Annotated in this window: 11 protein-coding genes and 1 pseudogene; 2 read left to right on the top strand and 10 right to left on the bottom strand. The window is 73.4% G+C overall.

Annotation, left to right across the window (positions count from 1 at the left end; genetic code table 11):
* Positions 1–76 precede the first annotated feature (76 nt).
* The gene (locus AAW13_RS38460) at positions 77–1,306 is read right to left on the bottom strand and encodes a DUF4190 domain-containing protein (protein ID WP_046733993.1); all 1,230 of its coding nucleotides are present in this window, start codon (positions 1,304–1,306) and stop codon (positions 77–79) included.
* A gap of 288 nt (positions 1,307–1,594) precedes the next feature.
* Here AAW13_RS38460 and AAW13_RS38455 point away from each other — a divergent pair, with 288 nt between their 5' ends.
* Positions 1,595–2,764 (top strand): serpin family protein, encoded by a 1,170-nt coding sequence (locus AAW13_RS38455; RefSeq protein WP_046733992.1) that lies wholly within the window; start codon positions 1,595–1,597, stop codon positions 2,762–2,764.
* A 168-nt stretch (positions 2,765–2,932) separates the two neighbouring features.
* On the opposite strand, the gene AAW13_RS38450 is transcribed toward AAW13_RS38455, so the two are convergent.
* The 7 genes from AAW13_RS38450 to AAW13_RS38420 all read right to left on the bottom strand — a co-directional run bounded on the left by AAW13_RS38450 (position 2,933) and on the right by AAW13_RS38420 (position 14,259).
* Positions 2,933–4,414 (bottom strand): sensor histidine kinase, encoded by a 1,482-nt coding sequence (locus AAW13_RS38450; RefSeq protein WP_071659825.1) that lies wholly within the window; start codon positions 4,412–4,414, stop codon positions 2,933–2,935.
* A gap of 5 nt (positions 4,415–4,419) precedes the next feature.
* Complete coding sequence (locus AAW13_RS38445) at positions 4,420–5,127, bottom strand: response regulator transcription factor (RefSeq protein ID WP_046734672.1); 708 nt, start codon at positions 5,125–5,127, stop codon at positions 4,420–4,422.
* Positions 5,128–5,201: 74 nt separating this feature from the next.
* On the bottom strand, positions 5,202–8,180 hold the full coding sequence (locus tag AAW13_RS38440; protein WP_240528860.1) for a glycoside hydrolase family 2 TIM barrel-domain containing protein: 2,979 nt from the start codon (positions 8,178–8,180) through the stop codon (positions 5,202–5,204).
* A gap of 38 nt (positions 8,181–8,218) precedes the next feature.
* On the bottom strand, positions 8,219–11,080 hold the full coding sequence (locus AAW13_RS38435) for a glycoside hydrolase family 38 N-terminal domain-containing protein (RefSeq protein ID WP_046734675.1): 2,862 nt from the start codon (positions 11,078–11,080) through the stop codon (positions 8,219–8,221).
* A 32-nt stretch (positions 11,081–11,112) separates the two neighbouring features.
* Positions 11,113–11,952 (bottom strand): carbohydrate ABC transporter permease, encoded by an 840-nt coding sequence (locus AAW13_RS38430; RefSeq protein ID WP_240528862.1) that lies wholly within the window; start codon positions 11,950–11,952, stop codon positions 11,113–11,115.
* Positions 11,953–11,966: 14 nt separating this feature from the next.
* Positions 11,967–12,917 (bottom strand): carbohydrate ABC transporter permease, encoded by a 951-nt coding sequence (locus AAW13_RS38425; RefSeq protein WP_046734670.1) that lies wholly within the window; start codon positions 12,915–12,917, stop codon positions 11,967–11,969.
* 7 nt (positions 12,918–12,924) lie between these two features.
* Positions 12,925–14,259 carry an ABC transporter substrate-binding protein gene (locus tag AAW13_RS38420; protein ID WP_046734669.1) on the bottom strand — a complete coding sequence of 445 codons (1,335 nt, stop codon included), beginning with the start codon at positions 14,257–14,259 and terminating at the stop codon, positions 12,925–12,927.
* 304 nt (positions 14,260–14,563) lie between these two features.
* Here AAW13_RS38420 and AAW13_RS38415 point away from each other — a divergent pair, with 304 nt between their 5' ends.
* A complete protein-coding gene (locus AAW13_RS38415) occupies positions 14,564–15,565 on the top strand; it encodes a LacI family DNA-binding transcriptional regulator (protein ID WP_206306352.1) in 1,002 nt (333 codons plus the stop codon).
* A gap of 301 nt (positions 15,566–15,866) precedes the next feature.
* On the opposite strand, the gene AAW13_RS38410 is transcribed toward AAW13_RS38415, so the two are convergent.
* Complete coding sequence (locus AAW13_RS38410; protein ID WP_046734668.1) at positions 15,867–18,053, bottom strand: DEAD/DEAH box helicase; 2,187 nt, start codon at positions 18,051–18,053, stop codon at positions 15,867–15,869.
* 77 nt (positions 18,054–18,130) lie between these two features.
* Positions 18,131–18,466, bottom strand: a pseudogene (locus AAW13_RS38405) (hypothetical protein); the annotation flags it as partial.

Below are 18,466 nucleotides of genomic sequence, written 5' to 3'. Positions count from 1 at the left end.
CAGAGAATCACTCGATGTGATGACATGTGGCCGCGAGAGGCTTTACGCAGGCACTTTCTCCCCGTTATAGCGACGCTCACACCTCGACGCCGGAGCCGCTCCCTCCGCTCCCCGAGCCGTCGCCCGCGCCGCCGCTGCCGTCCTCGTAGGCGGGCGGGACGGCGGTGAGGCCCAGAGCGTCGCGTACCGTCACCGTGCGGTGCGGGTCGATCAGTTTGTACGCCTTGTCATAGTGCGTGAAGAACGTGTCCACGTCCGGCGCCTGGGCGGCCTTCGACCACTCGGCGCGGGCCTTGTCGAGGTCGTCGACGAGCGAGGCCACCGGCTGCTTCGCGTCGGCGCCCCACCGGTGGGCGCGCAGCATCGCCGTCTGCTTGCCGAGCGCCGTGGCCATGCGGGCCGCCCACGCCTTGTTCCCGGACAGGTCGTCCTCGACGTACTCGGAGTCCGGCGCGGTGTCCAGGGCCGCGTTCAGGACGTGCGCCGCCTTCAGGTAGGCGAGTTGGTCGGCGGAGTAGGCCTCGGGGCCCTGGCGGTAGGAGTCGGTGAGCCGGCCGCCCCGGGTGGCGCTGCCGAAGACGCAGACGACGTCCCGGTCCCCGTCGGCCCAACTGTCCCGAGTGGGCGTGAAGTAGTACACGGCGACGTCGTCGGGGACCGCCCAGACGTCCAGGACGTAGGTGTCCTCCAGGCCGTAGCAGCGGTCGCCCGCGGAGTCGCCGACCGCGTCCTCGCCCGGGTAGCCGCCGCCCAGCCGGTAGGTCGCGAAGACCTCGCCGTCGTGCCCGTCGTCGCAGGCCACGGGCGTGACATCGCCGACCAGGTCGTCGTCGAGCGCGTGGTCCGAGGTGTCGAAGCAGTCGCCCGTGGACAGCGACAGGCTGGAGCGCCCGCTCGCGCCCTCCTTGACGCCCTGCCAGAAGTCGGCGGCGCCGCCGGTGGCGAGCATCAGCACCAGCAGGCCCAGGCCGATCGCGGAGAACACCGAGCCGGTCACCGCCATCGCCGTACCGCGCTCGCTCCGCCTGCGGATCTGGACCAGGGCGACCACCCCCAGCACCAGCCCCACCCCCGGCAGACAGCACAGCAGCCCGAGCACTAGGGAGGCGATGGCGAGGCCGTTGACGGGCGCCTGGGCGGGATACGGACCGTAGCCCTGGCCCCAGGGCTGGTACGGCGAGGGGTACGGCGGCGGCTGCTGCCCGTACGGCGCCTGCTGGTACTGCGGGTACTGCGGCTGGCCCGGCCGAGGCGGCTGATACGGCCCTTGTGGCTGATGGGGGCCGGGGGGCGGAGGTATGGACACCGGTACCGTGCTCCTGAGGGGGCGTCTGGCCGCGTGGAAACGGACGGCTGAACTGATGTACGACTGCGCGCATCGTAAGCGCGCCGTGATCGGGGGCGGAACGAGGGTGCGGACGGCGTCCGGGACGGCCGCGGGCGGGCGTCGCGGCGGGGTTCCGTGGCAGGGTCCGGTCACCGGGTCACGGTCGCCCGGTCACGGAGCCCCCGTTCACCGGGGCACGGATGCCCTGCCCTTTCCCGAGCGCCCAAGTGTCCCAAGTGTCCCCAACTGTCCCTGGGAGGACGACCGATGAACGACACCGTCAGCGCCGTCAACGCGCTCACCGCACGCTGGGCCCGGCAGACCAGACAGGGCACGGTCTTCTCGGCCGCCGGTGTCTGGCCGCTGCTCGCCTTCCTCGCCGCCGGCGCCACCGGGCCCGCCCGTGACGAGCTGACCAGGGCCGTAGGGCTGCCGGCGGACCAGGCCGCGGCCGGTGCGCGGGAGTTACTCGACGGGCTCGACGCCATGTCCGGCGTGGCGTCGGCGCTGGGGCTGTGGACCGACCGTGCGCTGGAACTGCGCGAGCAGTGGGCGGCCGGGCTCCCCGCCGACGCGCACGGCGTGCTCGGCCCTGACCCGGCGGCCTCCCGGGAGGCGCTGGACGCGTGGGCGGCCAAGCGCACCGGCGGGCTGGTCGAGCGGATGCCGGTCCGGCTGCCCGAGGGGGCCCGGCTGGTCCTGGCGACCGCGCTGGCGCTGCGCGCGGACTGGCGGCACCCGTTCCGGGAGACCGTGCTGCGGCCCGGCTCGGGGCCGTGGCAGGGCCGTACGCTGACCGGTCTGCACCGCAGCAGTGTCCGCCCGGACCGGCTCGGGGTGGCCGCGGGCCCGGACGGACCGGTCACCACCGTGAAGGTGCCCGGCGACGCCGGCCTCGACGTGCATCTCCTGCTCGGCGCGGAGGGGATGGCGCCCGGCCAGGTGCTGCACACCGGTATCGGCGTCCTGGAACGCGCCCTGCCGGTGACGACCGGCGGCCGCCTGCCCTACGGGGCCGCGGGACCCGGCGTGACCGTGGAACGGCAGCCGTCGGTCGCCCCGGATCCGACGCGGCTGGACGTGACGACCGTCGGCTTCGCGGTGCGCGCGGACCACGATCTGCTGCAACTGCACGGCCTGTTCGGGCTGTCCACGGCCGCCGACGCCCGCGAGGGGCACTTCCCCGGGGTCTGTGCGGCACCGCTCGCCATCGGGGCCGCCGGGCAGTCCGCGGTCGCGGAGTTCGGCCCGCTGGGCTTCCGGGCGGCCGCGGTGACGGCCGTGGTGGCGGCGCCGGGCGGCGGGCCGCCGCGGTACCAGTACGAGTCCACCGTGGTCCGGGCCGTCTTCGACCGGCCGTTCGGCTTCCTCGCCGTGCACCGTGCGAGCCGCCTGGTTCTGGCGGCGGGGTGGGTCACGGAGCCGACGGCGGGGTGAGCGACGCCCAGCGGGCTGCCGTGGTGGGTCGTCGGGCGGCTGCGGGTGTGTGGTGGGTCGTCGGGCGGGTGCGGGTGTGCGGTGGGTCGTCGGGCGGCTGCGGGTGTGTGGTGGGTCGTCGGGCGGCTGCGGGTGTGTGGGGGCTGGTCGCGCAGTTCCCCGCGCCCCTTACGGGGCGCTCTGGTCAGCCCCTGTCGGGTGCAGGGGCAGGTGGATCGTGAAGGTCGTGCGGCCCGGTTCGCTGGTGGCCTCGGCATGGCCTCCGTGGGCCGCGGAGACCGCGGCGACGATGGCGAGGCCGAGGCCGCTGCTGCCGGTGGCGCGGGAGCGGGAGGCGTCGCCGCGGGCGAAGCGTTCGAAGACCCGGGGCAGCAGGTCGGGCGGGATGCCGGGGCCGTCGTCGGCCACGCGGATCACCGCATGGGCGTCGTCGGTACGGACGGTGACGGTGACCCTGGTACCGGGCGGGGTGTGGGTGCGGGCGTTGGCGAGGAGGTTGGCGGCGACCTGGTGCAGGCGGTCCGGGTCGCCCTCGACCAGCACCAGGTTCCCGGGCATCAGGAACTCCCAGCGGTGGTCGGGCCCGGCCGCGCGGGCGTCGGCGACCGCCTCGGCGAGCAGCGGGCCGAGGCCCACCTCCTCGCGGGCCAGCGGGCGGCCGGTGTCCAGGCGGGCGAGGAGCAGCAGGTCCTCGACGAGGGTGCGCATCCGGCCGATACCGGACTCCATGCGGCCGAGCGCGTACTCGGCCTGCGGGGCCGCCGACTTCGGGGCGCGGCGCACCAGTTGGAGGTGGCCGGCGACGGAGGCGAGCGGGGTGCGCAGTTCGTGGCCGGCGTCGGCGAGGAAGTCCCGCATCCGCAGTTCGGTGGCGTAACGGTCGGCGAGGGCGTTCTCGACGTGCCCGAGCAGCCGGTTGACGGCCTCGGCGAGCCGGCCCGTCTCGGTGGCGCACTCGTCCTGCGGCACCCGTTCCAGGGAGCGGACCGCACCGTGGCCGAGGGGTTCGCGGGAGATCCGGGTGGCGGTGGCGGCGACGCGTTGCAGGGGCCGTAGCTGACGGTCGATCACGGTGGCCGCGACCAGGGCGGCGACGAGCAGAGCGGTGGCCGCCACCGCCGACTCGACGGCCAGCAGTCCGCCGAGCATGTGGTCCACGGGGTGCACCGGCACGGCGGTGACGATGGTGATCTCGGCTTCCCTGGTGTCGGCGCGTACCGCCTTGACCCGGTAGGTGCCGCGGCCGGGCAGGTCCCTGGTGTGGCGGTGGCCGTCGGGCTCGACCAGGGCCAGGATCCGCTGCTGCCGGACGGTCGGCGCGGTCAGCTCCCCGGAGTCGTCGACGAGCGCCGCGTGCCGGACGGCGCCCCGCCGGCCGGCCACGGAGACGCCGACGGTGCCCGCCGGGACACCGAACGCCCGCAGGTACGGCAGTCCCGCGGTCGGGGCCCCGATCTGTTCACGGGCGGCCGTCGAGTGCTCGGCCAGCGCGTCGAGGCGCTGGTCCAGGCCGGTCATCAGGTAGGTGCGCATGGCCAGTCCGGTGATGGCGATGATCACGACGGACAGCGCGGCCAGCAGCAGGCTGCTGGAGAGGATCATCCGGGAGCGCAGGCTGCGCGGCCCGCGGTCACCGCCCGGCGTTCTCATCCCGGTCACCGCCGTGCGTCGGCGGGCTTCATCAGGTAGCCGACGCCGCGCACGGTGTGGATGAGGACGGACCGGTCGCGCTCGATCTTGCGGCGCAGGTAGCTGACGTAGCTCTCGACGATCCCGGGGTGCCGGTCGTCCTCCGACGCCCAGACGTTGTCGAGGAGTTCCTCTCGGCCGAGGACCCGGCCGGTGTGCCGCATGAGGTAGCGGAGCAGCTCGAACTCCCGGCCGGTGAGCCGGACCGGGGTACCGGCCCGGTGCACCCGCCGGGTCTCCTCGTCGAGGGTGAGGTCGCCGACCACGAGCAGCGAGCCGCCGGGCCGGCCCGTCTCGCAGCGGCGCAGCAGGGCGCGCAGCCGCAGCACCACCTCGTCCAGGTCGAACGGCTTGGGCACGTAGTCGTCGGCTCCGGCGCGCAGCCCGGCGATCCGGTCCTCGACGCCCTCCCGCGCGGTCAGGAACAGGACGGGCAGGTCCGGCCGGTGGGCCCGGAGGCGCCGTAGCACCTCCAGGCCCTCCAGGTCGGGCAGTCCGCGGTCCAGGACGACCGCGTCGGGCCGGAAACCGCGGTTCGTGCGCACCGCCGCGGCGCCGTCCAGGGCCGGTTCGGCCCGCCAGCCCTCGGCGCGCAGCACCGTCACCAGCAGGTCGGTCAGGTCCTTCTCGTCGTCCACGACCAGGATCCGTGGGGTACCGGTGGATAACTTCATGGCCGGTGACCGTCCACCTCCCGGCCGTGAGAGGCGTGGGGGCGGACTGTGAAAGGGCTGTCGGGTTCTGTTGCTCAGCCTGCCCGGGTGATGCGCAGCCTCAGGGTGCGGGCCTCGGGGCGCAGCGCGAACTCGGGCCACACGTCGGGTCCGCAGGCCCGGGAGCCGAGGCCGTGCTGGGCCGCGTCGATGATCAGGTGGCTGGTGGTGGACTCCGGGAGTTCGAAGGGGTGGGCGGCTCGGGCGAGCTGCTGCGGGGTGTGCCGGGCGAGGGTGAAACCGGGGCGGCGCCCGCGGCGGTCGGGCAGCGCCGTGACGTGCAGGACGTCGGCGGTGCCGCTGGTCAGCGTGAGGTGCCGCAGCGCGGAGCGGTGGCCGGTCTCCTGGGGGCGCGCGTACTCCACCGAGAGGTCGGCCACGCCGGCCGAGAAGTGACCGGTGCGGGCCGCGCGCATGCTGTCGGGGTAGGACTCCAGCGGGCCGAGGCCGAACCAGCGGGCGCCGTCCACCGGGGCCGTCGCGTCGGGCAGTTCGAAGCGCACCCCGATCCGCGGCCACACCGTCCGCCAGCCGCGCGAGGGTTCGATCTCCACCCGCAGTTCCAGCTCGCCGTCCTCGATCGTCCAGACCGACTCCACCGTGACCGCCAGGGCGGAGTCCGCGGCGGAGACCCGGTCGACGGTGCGCAGGGCGTCGGTGGCGTGTTCCACGCTGATCCGCCGGGTGGTCAGCCGGTCGAGTCCGTCGCGCCGCCAGAGTTCGGCGCTGGACACCTCGGGGAGACTGGCGTCGCTGCCCTCCAGCCGGTCGGCGGTGCCCTCGTCGTTGTCGGTGGGCGCCCGGAACAGCTCCAGCCGCGGGCCGCTCACCGGGCGTCCGGCGAGGCGGGTGAGGGTGCCGCCGGTGAACTCGGCGATGCCGAGGGCGAGGGTGCCCTCGCCCGGCCGCCAGCCGGCGCGGGGCCGGACCGCGGGCACCGGCCGCCGTACCGAGCAGTCCAGTTGGGCGGTGGCCACCTCGTGTCCCTCGGGGGCCCAGGCGGTTCCGGCCGCGAGCACGGCCTCGACGGTCAGCCAGGTCTCGGCGTCCGCCGCCACCGCGAGCGGTGGCAGCGCCACCCGGGCCGACTCCCCCGCCGCCACCGCGGGCACCTCCAGGTCCCCCGCGTCCACGGGGGTCCCGTCGTGTTCGACGCGCCAGCGGAACCGCAGGTCGGACGTGTCGGCGGAGTGCCGCAGGTTGGTGACGGCGAGCTTGCCGCCGTCGAAGGCGAAGCGGACCGGCTGCACGACCGCCTTGAACTCGTACAGGCCGGGCGTCGGCACGTCGTCGCTCAGCACCATGCCGTCCATCACGAAGTTGCCGTCGTGGACGACCTCCCCGAAGTCACCGCCGTAGGCGTGGTACGGCGTCCCGTCCGGGGCGGTGGCCGCGATGCCGTGGTCGCGCCACTCCCAGACGAAGCCGCCGTGCAGCCTCGGGTGGCGGTGGACCAGTTCCTCGTACTGGTCGAGGGCGCCGGGGCCGTTGCCCATCGCGTGGGCGTACTCGCACAGCAGGAACGGCTTGGTGCGCTGCCGGGCGCCCTGGGCCGGGGTGCAGCCCAGCAGCGGGGCGGTGGAGCCGTCGGTGCCGATCTGCTCGGTCTCCGGCACCGTCGAGTACATCCGGGAGTACACGTCGGTGTAGTCGCCGGTGTAGTCGCCCTCGTAGTGCACGGGACGCTCGGGGTCGCGGGCGTGGACCCAGGCCGACATGGCGGCGAGGTTGGCGCCGGTGCCGGCCTCGTTGCCGAGCGACCAGAGCACGACGGCGGGGTGGTTCTTGTCCCGTTCCACGGTGCGCTCGACGCGGTCCAGGCAGGCGGCGCGCCAGGCCGGGTCCTCGGTGGGGTTGCCGGCCCAGCCGACCTTCTCGAAGCCGTGGGTCTCCAGGTCGCATTCGAGGACGACCCAGAAGCCGAGTTCGTCGGCGAGGTCGAGCAGCCGGGGGTGCGGCGGGTAGTGGCTGGTGCGGATGGCGTTCACGTTGAACCGCTTCATCCGGGCCAGGTCCGCGCGGGCGTGCGCCTCGTCGAAGACCCGGCCGCGCTCGGGGTGCGCCTCGTGCCGGTTCATCCCGTGGAAGACCACCCGGCGCCCGTTGACCAGGAACCGGTCCCCGCGGATCTCGACGGTGCGGAAGCCGACCCGCAGCGCGATGCTCTCGGCGGCCGAGGACACGGTCGCGTCGTACAGCCGGGGCAGCTCCGCCGACCACGGCTCCACGGCGGCCACCTCGACCGGCGTCACGTCGGCCGGTGTCTCCCAGATCTGCTCGACGCCCAGTCCGGGGATGCGCAGGGTGACCGGGAAGGCGCTCGCCTCGGCGGTGATCTCCGCCTCGACGCGGCCGCGCCCGTCGTCGTACCCCGTCCGCAGCCAGACGTCCTCGATGCCGCCGGCCGGGCGAGCCAGCAGGGTGACGTCCCGGAAGATGCCCGGCAGCCACCACTGGTCCTGGTCCTCCAGGTAGCTGGCCGCCGACCACTGGTGCACGCGGACGGCGACGACGTTGTCACCGGGGCGGACCGCGGACGTCACGTCGAACTCGTGGGCCAGCCGGCTGCCGCTCGCGCTGCCGATCTCGACGCCGTTCACCCATACCCGGAACAGCGACTCCACGCCGTCGAACCGCAGCAGGACCCGCTCCGCGTCCGCCCAGTCCCCGGGCAGGTCGAAGTGGCGGCGGTAGTCGCCGGTGGGGTTCTCGTCGGGGACGTGCGGCGGGTCGATGGGGAACGGGAACTGGATGTTCGTGTAGATGGGACGGCCGTAGGCGCCGTCGCCCTCCAGCACCCAGTGGGCGGGCACCGGGATGCTGTCCCAGCCGCGGTCGTCGAACTCCTCGGCGGCGAAGTCCTCGGCCGCCGCCGCGGTCGGCGACAGACGGAACTGCCAGGGTCCGTTCAGCGTGCGGGACGGGGCGTCGGAGTGCAGCCAGGATCGGGCCGGGCGCAGGGCGCCGTGCCAGGGCGCGGGGTCGGACACGTACGTGGCGAGCGGGGAGGGCAAGAGGTCACAACTTTCTTGTCGGCGGGGGGTGTCGGGGGCTAGCGGAGGACGACGGTGCGGATCTCCCAGGGGCCGAGGGCGAGTTCCAGCCCGTCGCGCACCGGCTCGGGGGCGATCGGCCGGCCGAGCAGGTCGACGGTGGTGGCTTCGGTGAAGGCGCCGGTCACGCGGACGGTCGAGGCGGTGTCGCGCAGCGCGGCCAGCCGGATCTCGGTGCCGGGTCCGTGGTCGGGGTCGCCGACCCGGCGGATGCTCGACACCTGGACGTCCGGTCCGTCGACCCGTATCCCGGGGGTGTCCGGGGGCAGTTGTCCGCCGCCGGGCGCGGTCCCCCGGGTGACGAGCACGTCACCGCGGAACTCCTCGGCGAGGGCGACCGCGTTGGCGCCCCGCCGGCCGGTCGCCGAGGGCAGCACGGCGAACCGGTTCTCGATGCGCATGCCCAGTTCCTGGGCGCCCGGCGCGGGGATCTCGCTCGCCGCCGGTTCGTCGCGCAGGGGGTGGATGTTGACGCTGATCGAGCCGATGGCGCGCAGCAGGGTGACGGCGAGTTCACGGCCGTCGTCGACGAGTTCGTACTCGGCGGAGTGGTCGAGCAGGACGGTGGCCGGGCCCGCCGCCACGAAGGAGCTCGCTGGGAAGGTCGGGATCGGGTACTCGCCCCAGCCGCCCTCCGCGGTCAGCCCGCGCTCGGTGACCGCGAACTGTCCGGCCGACGCGGACGTGGTCACGGGCCGGGGCAGCGGGACGTGGAGGCGCAGCCGGTGGTCGGCGGAGCGGTTGAGGAACGCCGTGGAGATCCGGACGAACGGCTCACCCGCGCGGACCTCCACGAGCATGTCCACGGGGGTCGGGACGGTACGGCCGGACCGCCGGTCCCGGTCGCCGGCGGCGAGCGCCTCGGGCCAGTCGTAGACGCGGGTGACGCGCAGCCGGGCCCGCAGCGGACCGCTCTCGACCAGTTCGACGTCGACCCGGGCCGGCTCGGACACCGGTAGGTCGTGGGCCGGCGGGGCGTAGTTGTAGCTGTCGCCGCGGTCCCCGCCGTCGACCAGCCGGCCGACCCCCGTGAGCACGGTGCCGTCGGCACCGGTCACCGTCAGGGTGCCGTCGGCGGCTACACGGACCCCGACGAGACCGTTGGAGAGGCTGTCGGCCGTCGCGGTGGCGGGAGTCGACACCGGGAGCACCGCCACCGGCGCGGGTTTCGCCACCGGCGAGGGCTCCGTCGTCCGGGCGGGCACCGCCACCGGAGCGGGCCCCGTCGCCGGGGTCGTGGGCCGGCCGGCGCCGGGTCCGGCCGGGTCCGCGTCGCCGTGGAGGGCCGGGGTGTCCGGGACCGACGCCACCCGGAAGGCCGCCAGCCCGCAGGCCGGGACCGGGACGGCCGCCAGGGCGGTGGCGCGGGGCTGGGCGAGGGTCCGTACCCGCCACTGCCCGGGGTGCGCGGCCGCCGCGGCGGCCACCTCGCCGCGCAGGGTCATCAGGTCGAAGGGCCCGGCCGGTACCTCGGCCAGGTGGAGGACCAGGGCGTTCGGAGTGAGTTCGTAGCGGTCGATCAGCAGACCGAAGAGTTCGCGGCGGTGGATCCGGCGCAGCACACGCTCCAGCTCCGCGGCGTCGAGCCGTTCGTCGCTGAGGACGGTCGGCGCCTGCGAGACCGGCTGCACGGGGTGGACGGCGCCGTCGGCGGTGGTCGCGACCAGCGTGCTGCCCTCCGGCGCGGCCACCACGTCCACCTCGACCAGCGCGGTGCGCGGCACCGGCAACGGGTTGGCGGCCAGATGGGCGTCGCTCGGCACCCGGGCGGCGGGTTCGGCGAGGGCCGTGTCCCGGACGGCGCGGGCGGTCTGCGCGGCCTCGGCGAGGCGGGCGGCGACCTGGTCGCAGGTCTCGTCGGTGCCGGAGCCGACCACCGAGTCGTGCGCGGTCGACTCGATGATCTTGTGCCAGGCGAGGGCGAGGAAGTTCGTCTCGTCGCGCGTGGACCACAGGGCGTTCATCCGCTCGGCGTGGTCGACGGTCCGCTCGGCGAGGGCCATCCGCTGCTTCAGGCCGAGCCGCACGGACAGCACGCCCGGCAGGATGTTGCCGCGTACGTGGCTGCGCAGTTCGCCGGTGACGACGGCGGTCGCCGGGTCCCGCACGTGCTCCCGGACGTACTCGTCCAGCGTGGCGACGGTGATCGGCCGTTCCTCGCTGGAGGCCTGCCGCAGCCAGTCCGCCAGCCGCGGGTCGGGCGCGTTGTGGTCGGTGCCGGACATGGCGAGCACCGGGTCGCCGCCCCACCGCCCCGCCGTCATCCCGGCGTACTCGGCGAGCGCGCCGCGGATCCGGTCCGGGACCAGCAGGACGTCGAGTCCGTTGTCGTACCCGTCGAAGAGGAACTCGGTGCGGACCTCGGAGCCGTCCGGGGCGCGCCAGCGGAAGGCGTGGCCGTCGACCGTGCCGGGGACCCCGCGCCACAGCGCCGCGTGTGCGATGCCGGCCCTGGCCAGGATCTGCGGCATCTGCGCGATGTGGCCGAACATGTCCGGCAGGTAGCCGACCGGCATCGCGCCGCCGAGCCGTTCGGCCGCCGCCCAGCCCATCTGGAGGTTGCGGACGATGGTCTCGCCGGAGCAGAGGAACTCGTCGAGGAGGATGAGCCAGGGGCCGACGGCGAGCCGTCCCTCGCGGACCAGGGCCGCGAGACGGTCCCGGTGTTCGGGGCGCATCTCCAGGTAGTCCTCGACGGCGGCCATCTGCCCGTCGACGGTGAACCGGAAGTCCGGGTCGGCCTCGGCCGTCTCCAGCACGGCGTCGAGGGCGGTGACGAGCCGGTGCCGGAACACCTGGAACGGCTCGTACCACTCCCGGTCCCAGTGGAAGTGGGGCACGAAGACTGCCGGGTTGGGCATCGCGGAGGGCACCTTCTGTTCGGGGGCGGGCGTCACTTGAGGGAACCGGCGGCGAGTCCGGACCGCCAGAACCGCTGGAGGAGCACGAACACGACGATCACCGGCAGGACGGAGACCAGCGAGCCGGTGATGATGGACTGCTGGAGCAGCGGGGCGCGGGCGGTCTGGCCGTTCCACTCGTACAGGCCGAGCGTGATCGGGAACAGGGACTCCTTCTGGAGCATCACCATCGGCAGGAAGAAGTTGTTCCAGATGGCCACGAACTGGAAGAGGAAGATGGTCACCAGGGCCGGTGTCATCAGCCGGAACGCGACCGAGAAGAACGTGCGGAACTCGCCCGCGCCGTCCAGCCGCGCCGACTCCAGCAGTTCCTGCGGGACGGCCGCGTCGGCGAAGATCCGGGCGAGGTAGACGCCGAACGGGCTGACGATGCTGGGCAGGAAGACCGCGAGGTAGGTGTTGACCAGGCCGGTCGCCGAGAACAGCAGGAACAGCGGGAGGGCGAGCGCGGTGGTGGGCACCAGGACCCCGCCGAGGATCACGGAGAACAGGAACTCCCGTCCCCGGAACCGGAACTTGGCGAGGGCGTAGCCGCACAGCGCGGAGATCAGGGTGCCGACGGCGGCGCCCAGCACCGCGTAGAGCACGGTGTTCAGGGCCCAGCGGCCGAAGATGCCGTCGCTGCGGGTGAACAGGGTGTGCAGGTTGTCGAACAGGTCGAAGTGCGAGAACAGCAGGCCGTTGGTGGCGGCCAGGTCGCCCTGCGGCTTGGTCGACGCGACGACGAGGAAGTAGACCGGCAGCAGGAAGTAGACGGCCAGCAGCAGCATCAGGGCCGTGGCCGCCGTACGGCCGGCCCGGCTTTCACGCATCACGGAGGGCTTGCTCACAGTCCGGCCTTCTTCGAGGTCAGTCGCATGAACCCGAAGCTCAAGACGAAGGTGATGACGGCGATGACGACGGAGATGGCCGCCGCCTGCTGGTAGTTGTTCCCGGAGGCCACCGTGTAGGCGAGCATGTTCGGGGTGAACGTGCTGGAGATGTTCGAGGAGATCTGGCGCAGCACGGCCGGCTCGGCGTACAGCTGGAGCGTGCCGATGATCGAGAACACGGTGGTCAGGACGATCGACGGCGCGATGATCGGGACCTTCACCCGCCAGGCGATGACCCAGTTGGAGGCGCCGTCGAGCTTGGCGGCCTCGTAGAGCTCCTGCGGGATCGACTGGAGCGCCGAGAACATGATCAGCATGTTGTAGCCGGTCCACAGCCAGGTGGAGACGTTGGCGGCGGACCAGAGCACGGCGCCGGGACCGAGGAAGTCGGGGTGCAGCCCGATGCCGTCCAGCAGGTCGACGACCGGGCTGAGCTGCGGTGAGTACAGGTACGACCACATGATCGCGGCGATCACGCCGGGTACCGCGTACGGCATGAACGCCACGATGCGGAAGAAGCCCTTGGCCCGCAGCAGGGGCGTGTCCAGCAGCAGCGCGATGACCAGCGCCACGAACAGCATGACCGGCACCTGCACGATGCCGAACAGGCCGATGCGGCCGATGCTCGACCAGAACTCGGTGTTCTGGAACACCTGCCCGTACTGCTCGAAGCCGCCGAAGGCCGTGTACGACGTCCCGTACTGCCCGCCGGAGCGGCGCACCACGCGGAAGCTCTGCCAGAGCGCGTAGCCGACCGGCACCAGGTAGAACAACAGGAACGGCAGGAAGAACGGGGTGACGAAGGCGGCGACGGTGCCCACCCGGGGGCCGCCGCCGCCCGGTCGGCGGCGGCGGTTCCCGGTCGGCGCCACCGCGTGGGTCGGGCGGGTAGCGATGTCGGTCATACGGTGGTCACTTGCCTGCCTCGGCCGGGATGGCCTGGTCCTTCATCGACTTCAGCGCGGCGGCCTGGGCGGCGGCGAGCGCGTCGTCGAGGGTGCCGCTGCCGCCCGCGGCCTTGGCCATCGCGTCCTGGAGCGCCAGGTTCACCGTCTTCTGGGTGGGGCCCCAGGCGAAACTGGTGTCGATCTTCTTGGAGGAGGCGGCGAAGACGTCGAAGATCTTCTCGTTGCCGTAGTACGGCACGCCCTGCTTCAGCGCCGGCAGGTCCAGCCCCGCCGTGGCCGCCGGGTAGAGGCCGCCGAGCTTGTTCTCCAGGGCCAGGGCGTCCGGGTCGGTGTTGAGCCAGGTGTTGAACTCCACCGACTCGTACAGGTGCTTGCTCCCCTTCATGAAGGCGACGGTCGAGCCGCCCCAGTCACCGGAGGAGCCGCTGGTGCCCCAGGTCGGCATCGGTACGACGGTCCACTTCCCGGCCTGCTTGGGCAGGTTGTCGCGGAACATGCTGTAGCCCCAGGCGGCGCCGACGTAGGTGGCGATCTGGTCCTTCTGGTAGGCGGCGTACATCTGTGTCGAGCCGTGCGCGAGGTCGGTGCGCACGACCTTCTCGGAGATCAGCTTCTGCCAGTAGTCGGCGACCTGCCGGCTCTGCGCCGAGTCGACACTGACCTGCCACTTGTCGCCGGAGTAGCCGTACATCTCGGCGCTGTTCTGCCACAGCAACCCGTTGAACCACTCGGCGTTGTTCGGGTCGAAGAACGTGATGTCGAGCGCGGGGTCCGCCTTGTGCAGCTTCTGGGCCGCCGTCGCGTACTCGTCCCAGGTGGTGGGGATGGCAACGTCGTACTTCTTGAAGAGGTCGCCGCGGACGTAGAGGGCCATCGGACCGGTGTCCTGCGGGACGGCGAACACGCCGGTGCCGCCGAAGCTGGTCTGCGACCAGGTCCAGGGGACGAACTTCGACTTGGCGGCGGTGGCCGCCTTGCAGGCGGAGGCGTCCACGAAGGCGCTCTGGGTGCGCAGGTTCGGGAGTTCGTCGTAGCCGACCTGGGCGAGGTCCGGCGCCTTGCCCGCCTTGAGGGCGTTGCCGAGGGTGCCGTACTGGTCGTTGGAGATGTTCTTCGTCTCGACCTGCACGTTCGGGTGCTGCTTGTTCCAGAGTGCGACGACCTTGTCCATGCCCGGCACGGTGTTCCAGTACTGGAGGGTGACCTTGCCCTTCGCCGGGGCGCAGGACGAGCCGGACGCCTGGTCCGACGAGCCGGACGAGGAACACCCGGCGAGTACGACGATTCCGGCCGTGGCGGTCGCGACGGCGAGGCGGGTGCGCGTGACTGTGGTGCTCATATCTTCCGTTCCAGAGATCGTCCGGCGAGAGGGGCCGGGCGGGTCGACGTTGACACCTGGAGGCGGATGCCTTCTGGTCGGAGTGCTCCTGGTTTCGGAGTGCTCCTGGTTGGAGTGCTCCTGGTTGGAATGTGGGTCCGTGAGCGGTACCGTGAGCGCTCACGGGAGCGGTAACGGGCGGCGATCTGGAGTGTGGGCTCAGGCCCGCCGGAGTGTCAAGGCTCAGGAACCGGGACACGGCATACTCGGTGTCCCTGCGACGGCCCCGCGACCGGGCCCGTCGGCAATTTCGCGGAGGTGAGTGATGGTGTCGTCGGGGACCGGACCCCGCAGGGTGACGATCGACGACGTGGCCGAGGCCGCCGGTGTGTCCCGGCAGACCGTGTCACGGGCGCTCAACGACAAGGGCGAGATCGGCGTCTCCACCAAGCAGCGCGTCCTCGACGCGGCCCTCGAACTGGGCTACCGGCCGAGCCGGTTCGCCCGGGGACTGGTACGGCAGGACACGTTCAGCGTCGGCCTGGTGATCCCGGACCTGCTCAACCCGTTCTTCACCGAGGTCGCCGCCGCCGCGCTGGACGCGGCCCGGGGCCGTGGCTGGCACGTGGTGGTCTACGACACCGGCGACCGCGTCGAGGAGGAGCGCGGCACCCTGGAGGTGATCGCCTCCCAGGTGGACGCGGTCGTGGGCTACCTGAGCCTGCCGGAGGACGAGATCGCCCGGCTCACCCGGGGACTGCCCGTCGTCCTCATCGACCGCAAGCACCGCACCGAACGGTTCAGCTCGATCCGGATCGACGGCGAGGCGGGCGTCCACGCGGCGATCCGGCACCTCGTCGCGGCGGGGCACCGGCGCATCGGCATGCTCGACCACGCCGAGCGGTCCGAACCGAGCGTCCGGCACGAGTGGTTCGACGCCGCGATGGCCGCGTGCGGGCTGGACGCCGGCTCGGTGGCCCGCGCCGACCAGAGCGTGGAGGGCGGGGAACAGGCGCTCCAGGAACTCCTCGCGGCGCACCCCGAGCTGACCGCGGTGTTCATCTTCAACGACATCATCGCCTTCGGGGCGTTGCGCGCCGCGCGACGGCTGGGCCGCTCGGTCCCCGGAGACCTCGCGGTGATCGGCTTCGACGGCCTGCGGCTGGGCGCGCTCGTCGAGCCGCCGCTGACCACGGTGGCCCTGGACACCCGCGGACTCGGCGCGCTCGCGGTCGAACAGGCGGCGCGGCTGCTGACCGGGAGCGGCCCGCTGCACGCCGACGAACTGGTGGTGGGGGCGCAGCTGCGGCTGCGGGAGTCGGGGTAGGGGCGCGGCCAAGGGTGCCGGGGTAGGGGCGTGGCCGAAGGTGCCGGGGCAGGGGCGCGGCCGAAGGTGCCGGGGTAGGGGCGCGGCCGAAGGTGCCGGGGCAGGGGCGCGGCCGAGGGTGCCGGGGCAGGGGCGCGGCTGCGGGAGTCGGGGTAGGAGCGCGGCCAAGGGTGCCGGGGCAGGGGCGCGGTTGTGGGAGTCGGGGTAGGAGCGCGGCCGAGGGTGCCGGGGCAGGGGGCGCGGTTGTGGGAGTCGGGAGGGGTGCGGGGCGGGGTGCCGGAGCCGTCGTCCTCCCCGGGGCTCACTCGGTGGCGGTGGCCGTGGCCGTGGCCGTGGCGCTCGCCACCGGCAGGCCCAGGCGGGCCTGTTCCTCCTCGACGATCCGGCGCGCCAGGTCGGCGTCCGACACGTCGATCGCGTCCGGGGTGGCCTCGGCCACCGCGCTGCGGCGGGCGTAGGCGTCGAACAGGCGGGTCTTCCGCTCCAGGATCCGCACCAGGCGTTCGTCCACTCCCCCGGTGGCGAGCAGGCGGTGCACGCGCACCGGCCTGACCTGGCCCATCCGGTGGGCGCGGGCCACTGCCTGGTGCTCGATGGTGGGCTTGACCTGGGGTTCGCAGAGGACGACGACGGAGGCCGCCTGCATGTTCAGGCCGACGCCCGCCGCCTGGATCTGCGCCAGGAGCACGGCGGGGCCCGGGGCGGCGGCGTACTCGTCGACGATCCGCTGCCGCCGGGCCGCGGGCACGGCACCGGTGAGGGGGCCGAAGACCGCGGTGCCGTCGGCGAGCGCTGCCCGGACCACCTGGAGGACGTCCTTGAAGTAGGAGAAGACCACGGTCTTCTGCCCGTTCTCGCCTGCCTCGCCGACGATCTCCAGGAGCCGCTCCAGCTTGGCCGACCGCTCCGGGCACGCGTAAGCGGCCCTGCGCATCGCCATGAAGTTCCCGGCGCGCACGGCCTCGCGGTACGCCTCCTCGTCCGCGGCGCTCAGCTCCTCCCACTCGTCGGTCCGTTGCAGGCTCGGGAGTTCCGTCAGCACGTCCTGCTGGTTGCGCCGCAGGTAGACGGGGGCGACGGCCTTGCGGAAGGCGACCGAGCCGGCCAGGGCGTCCCCGTCGTCCAGGGCCTGCGCGACACCGCGGTCGAGCATTCCGACCAGGTTGCGGAACTCCGCGACCCGGTTCTCCATCGGGGTGCCGGTCATGAAGAGGGTGCGCTCGCACCGCTCGGCCCACTCGGCGACCGCCTGGGACCGCTTGGCCTTGGGGTTCTTGACGGTGTGCGCCTCGTCGACCACGAACAGGCCGACCTCGCCGCCGCCCGGTGCGGGGAATCCGCGCAGGGCGTCGAACGTGGTCACCGCGACCCCGCCGCGCCCCTTCCAGTCGGCGAACCCGTCCCGCCGGTCCGGGCCGTGCAGCAGCAGGACGCGCAGGGCGCTGCGGGCCTCGATCTCCCGGATCCAGTTGACGAGGACGCTCGCCGGGCACACCACCATGAAGTGGCTCCGCCCCTCGGCGGCCAGGTGGGCCAGCACGGCGATCGCCTGGATGGTCTTACCCAGGCCCATCTCGTCGCCGAGGATCACGTTGCGCTGCGCGAGGGCGAACCGCGCGCCGAACGCCTGGTAGCCGCGCAGGGAGACGCGTCGCTGCGAGTCGTCGAGGCGCTGGGTCCGTACCCGCTCGGCGATCTCGTCCGGCAGGAAGCCCTCGGCGGCGGCGGTGTCGGGCGACCGCCCGGAGATCTCGGCGAGCAGGCCGTAGTAGTCGGCGGAGCGCAGTTCGAAGTCCGCCCAGGCGGCGAGGTCGGACGAGGGTCCGCGGAGCAGGTCCACCGAGGCCTGCGCGAACAGCACGGGCAGCTCCGCCCGCTCCGCCTCGTCCAGCAGCGAACGGATCTCCGTCACCGCCGCCATGGCGCGCGCCTTCTTCTCCCGGCCCGCCAGGAGCATCCGGAACCACCCCGCGGCGGGCCCGGCGTCGGCCAGCAGCGGGCCCAGCCGCCCGGCAAGCGCGCCGGCCCGGTCGACGGCGCGCCGCGCCTCCGGGCCCGCCTCCACCAGGACGTGCAGGGCCATGACGAGCGCGGTGGTCTCCGGCTCCGGCCGGTCCACGTCGATGTGGACGGCCACCGTCTCGTGCACGGCGTCGGAGAGCCTGCGGGCCGCGGCGAGCATCTGGTCGACGGTGCGCTGCCCCACGCCGGGGATCTGCCGCAGCCGGTAGGAGCCCGCGTCGAGCACCGCGCCCACCGTGCGCAGCCCGCTCTGCTCGACACTGCCCAGCCGCAGCCGGCCTTCGGTGACGTCCTGGAGCCGGGTGACCGGTATGGCGTCGAGGTCCCGGCGCACCGCCGCGTCGTGGATCGGCGCCAGCGCGGCCCGTACCGCCTCGACGGCCCTGCCGTGGTCCGCGACCACGTTCCGGGCCGCGTCGCACAGCCGCGCCCCCCGCCCGGCCGCCTCCCGCTCGTCCCGCCCCACGCGCCCCCGCCCCTCACTCGCCGTCCCCGCATCCTCCCACCGTGTGTGGGTGACGGGGCTCGGGACGGGTCCGGTTGTCAGTTCGTCGCCGTGGATCCGCGCGAGGTGCGGTTGCGCCAGCGGGTGACCAGCCACAGGACGTTGACGCCGCCCAGGGTGACGAGCACCGCCGCCGCGTCGGCGTTGCGCGCGAGGCCGTGGCCGGGTCCCAGCCCGCGGGCCGCGCGGACCAGCAGGGTCACGTCGGCGGGGAGGGTGACGGCGGCCATGAACGCCAGGCAGGCCACCGTTCCGGTCACGAGGACCACGCTGTACAGACGGACGGCCCGGCGCTCGTGCGGGGGCAGCCCGGTACTCGGATCAGCGAGCCGGCCGGTGCTCTGATCGGCGTGCGGACCGGTGCTGCCGGTGCT

Origin of the sequence: Streptomyces humi (assembly GCF_001005085.2) — a bacterium.
GTDB classification, from domain to species: domain Bacteria; phylum Actinomycetota; class Actinomycetes; order Streptomycetales; family Streptomycetaceae; genus Streptomyces; species Streptomyces humi.
This window is presented reverse-complemented; position numbering and strand designations above follow the sequence as displayed.

Excerpts from the sequence above, each read along its gene's own strand:
- AAW13_RS38455 (WP_046733992.1), top strand. The coding sequence starts at position 1,595 with ATGAACGACACCGTCAGCGCCGTCAACGCGCTCACCGCACGCTGGGCC.
- AAW13_RS38450 (WP_071659825.1), bottom strand. The coding sequence starts at position 4,414 with ATGAGAACGCCGGGCGGTGACCGCGGGCCGCGCAGCCTGCGCTCCCGG.
- AAW13_RS38445 (WP_046734672.1), bottom strand. The coding sequence starts at position 5,127 with ATGAAGTTATCCACCGGTACCCCACGGATCCTGGTCGTGGACGACGAG.
- AAW13_RS38435 (WP_046734675.1), bottom strand. The coding sequence starts at position 11,080 with ATGCCCAACCCGGCAGTCTTCGTGCCCCACTTCCACTGGGACCGGGAG.
- AAW13_RS38430 (WP_240528862.1), bottom strand. The coding sequence starts at position 11,952 with ATGCGTGAAAGCCGGGCCGGCCGTACGGCGGCCACGGCCCTGATGCTG.
- AAW13_RS38425 (WP_046734670.1), bottom strand. The coding sequence starts at position 12,917 with ATGACCGACATCGCTACCCGCCCGACCCACGCGGTGGCGCCGACCGGG.
- AAW13_RS38420 (WP_046734669.1), bottom strand. The coding sequence starts at position 14,259 with ATGAGCACCACAGTCACGCGCACCCGCCTCGCCGTCGCGACCGCCACG.
- AAW13_RS38415 (WP_206306352.1), top strand. The coding sequence starts at position 14,564 with ATGGTGTCGTCGGGGACCGGACCCCGCAGGGTGACGATCGACGACGTG.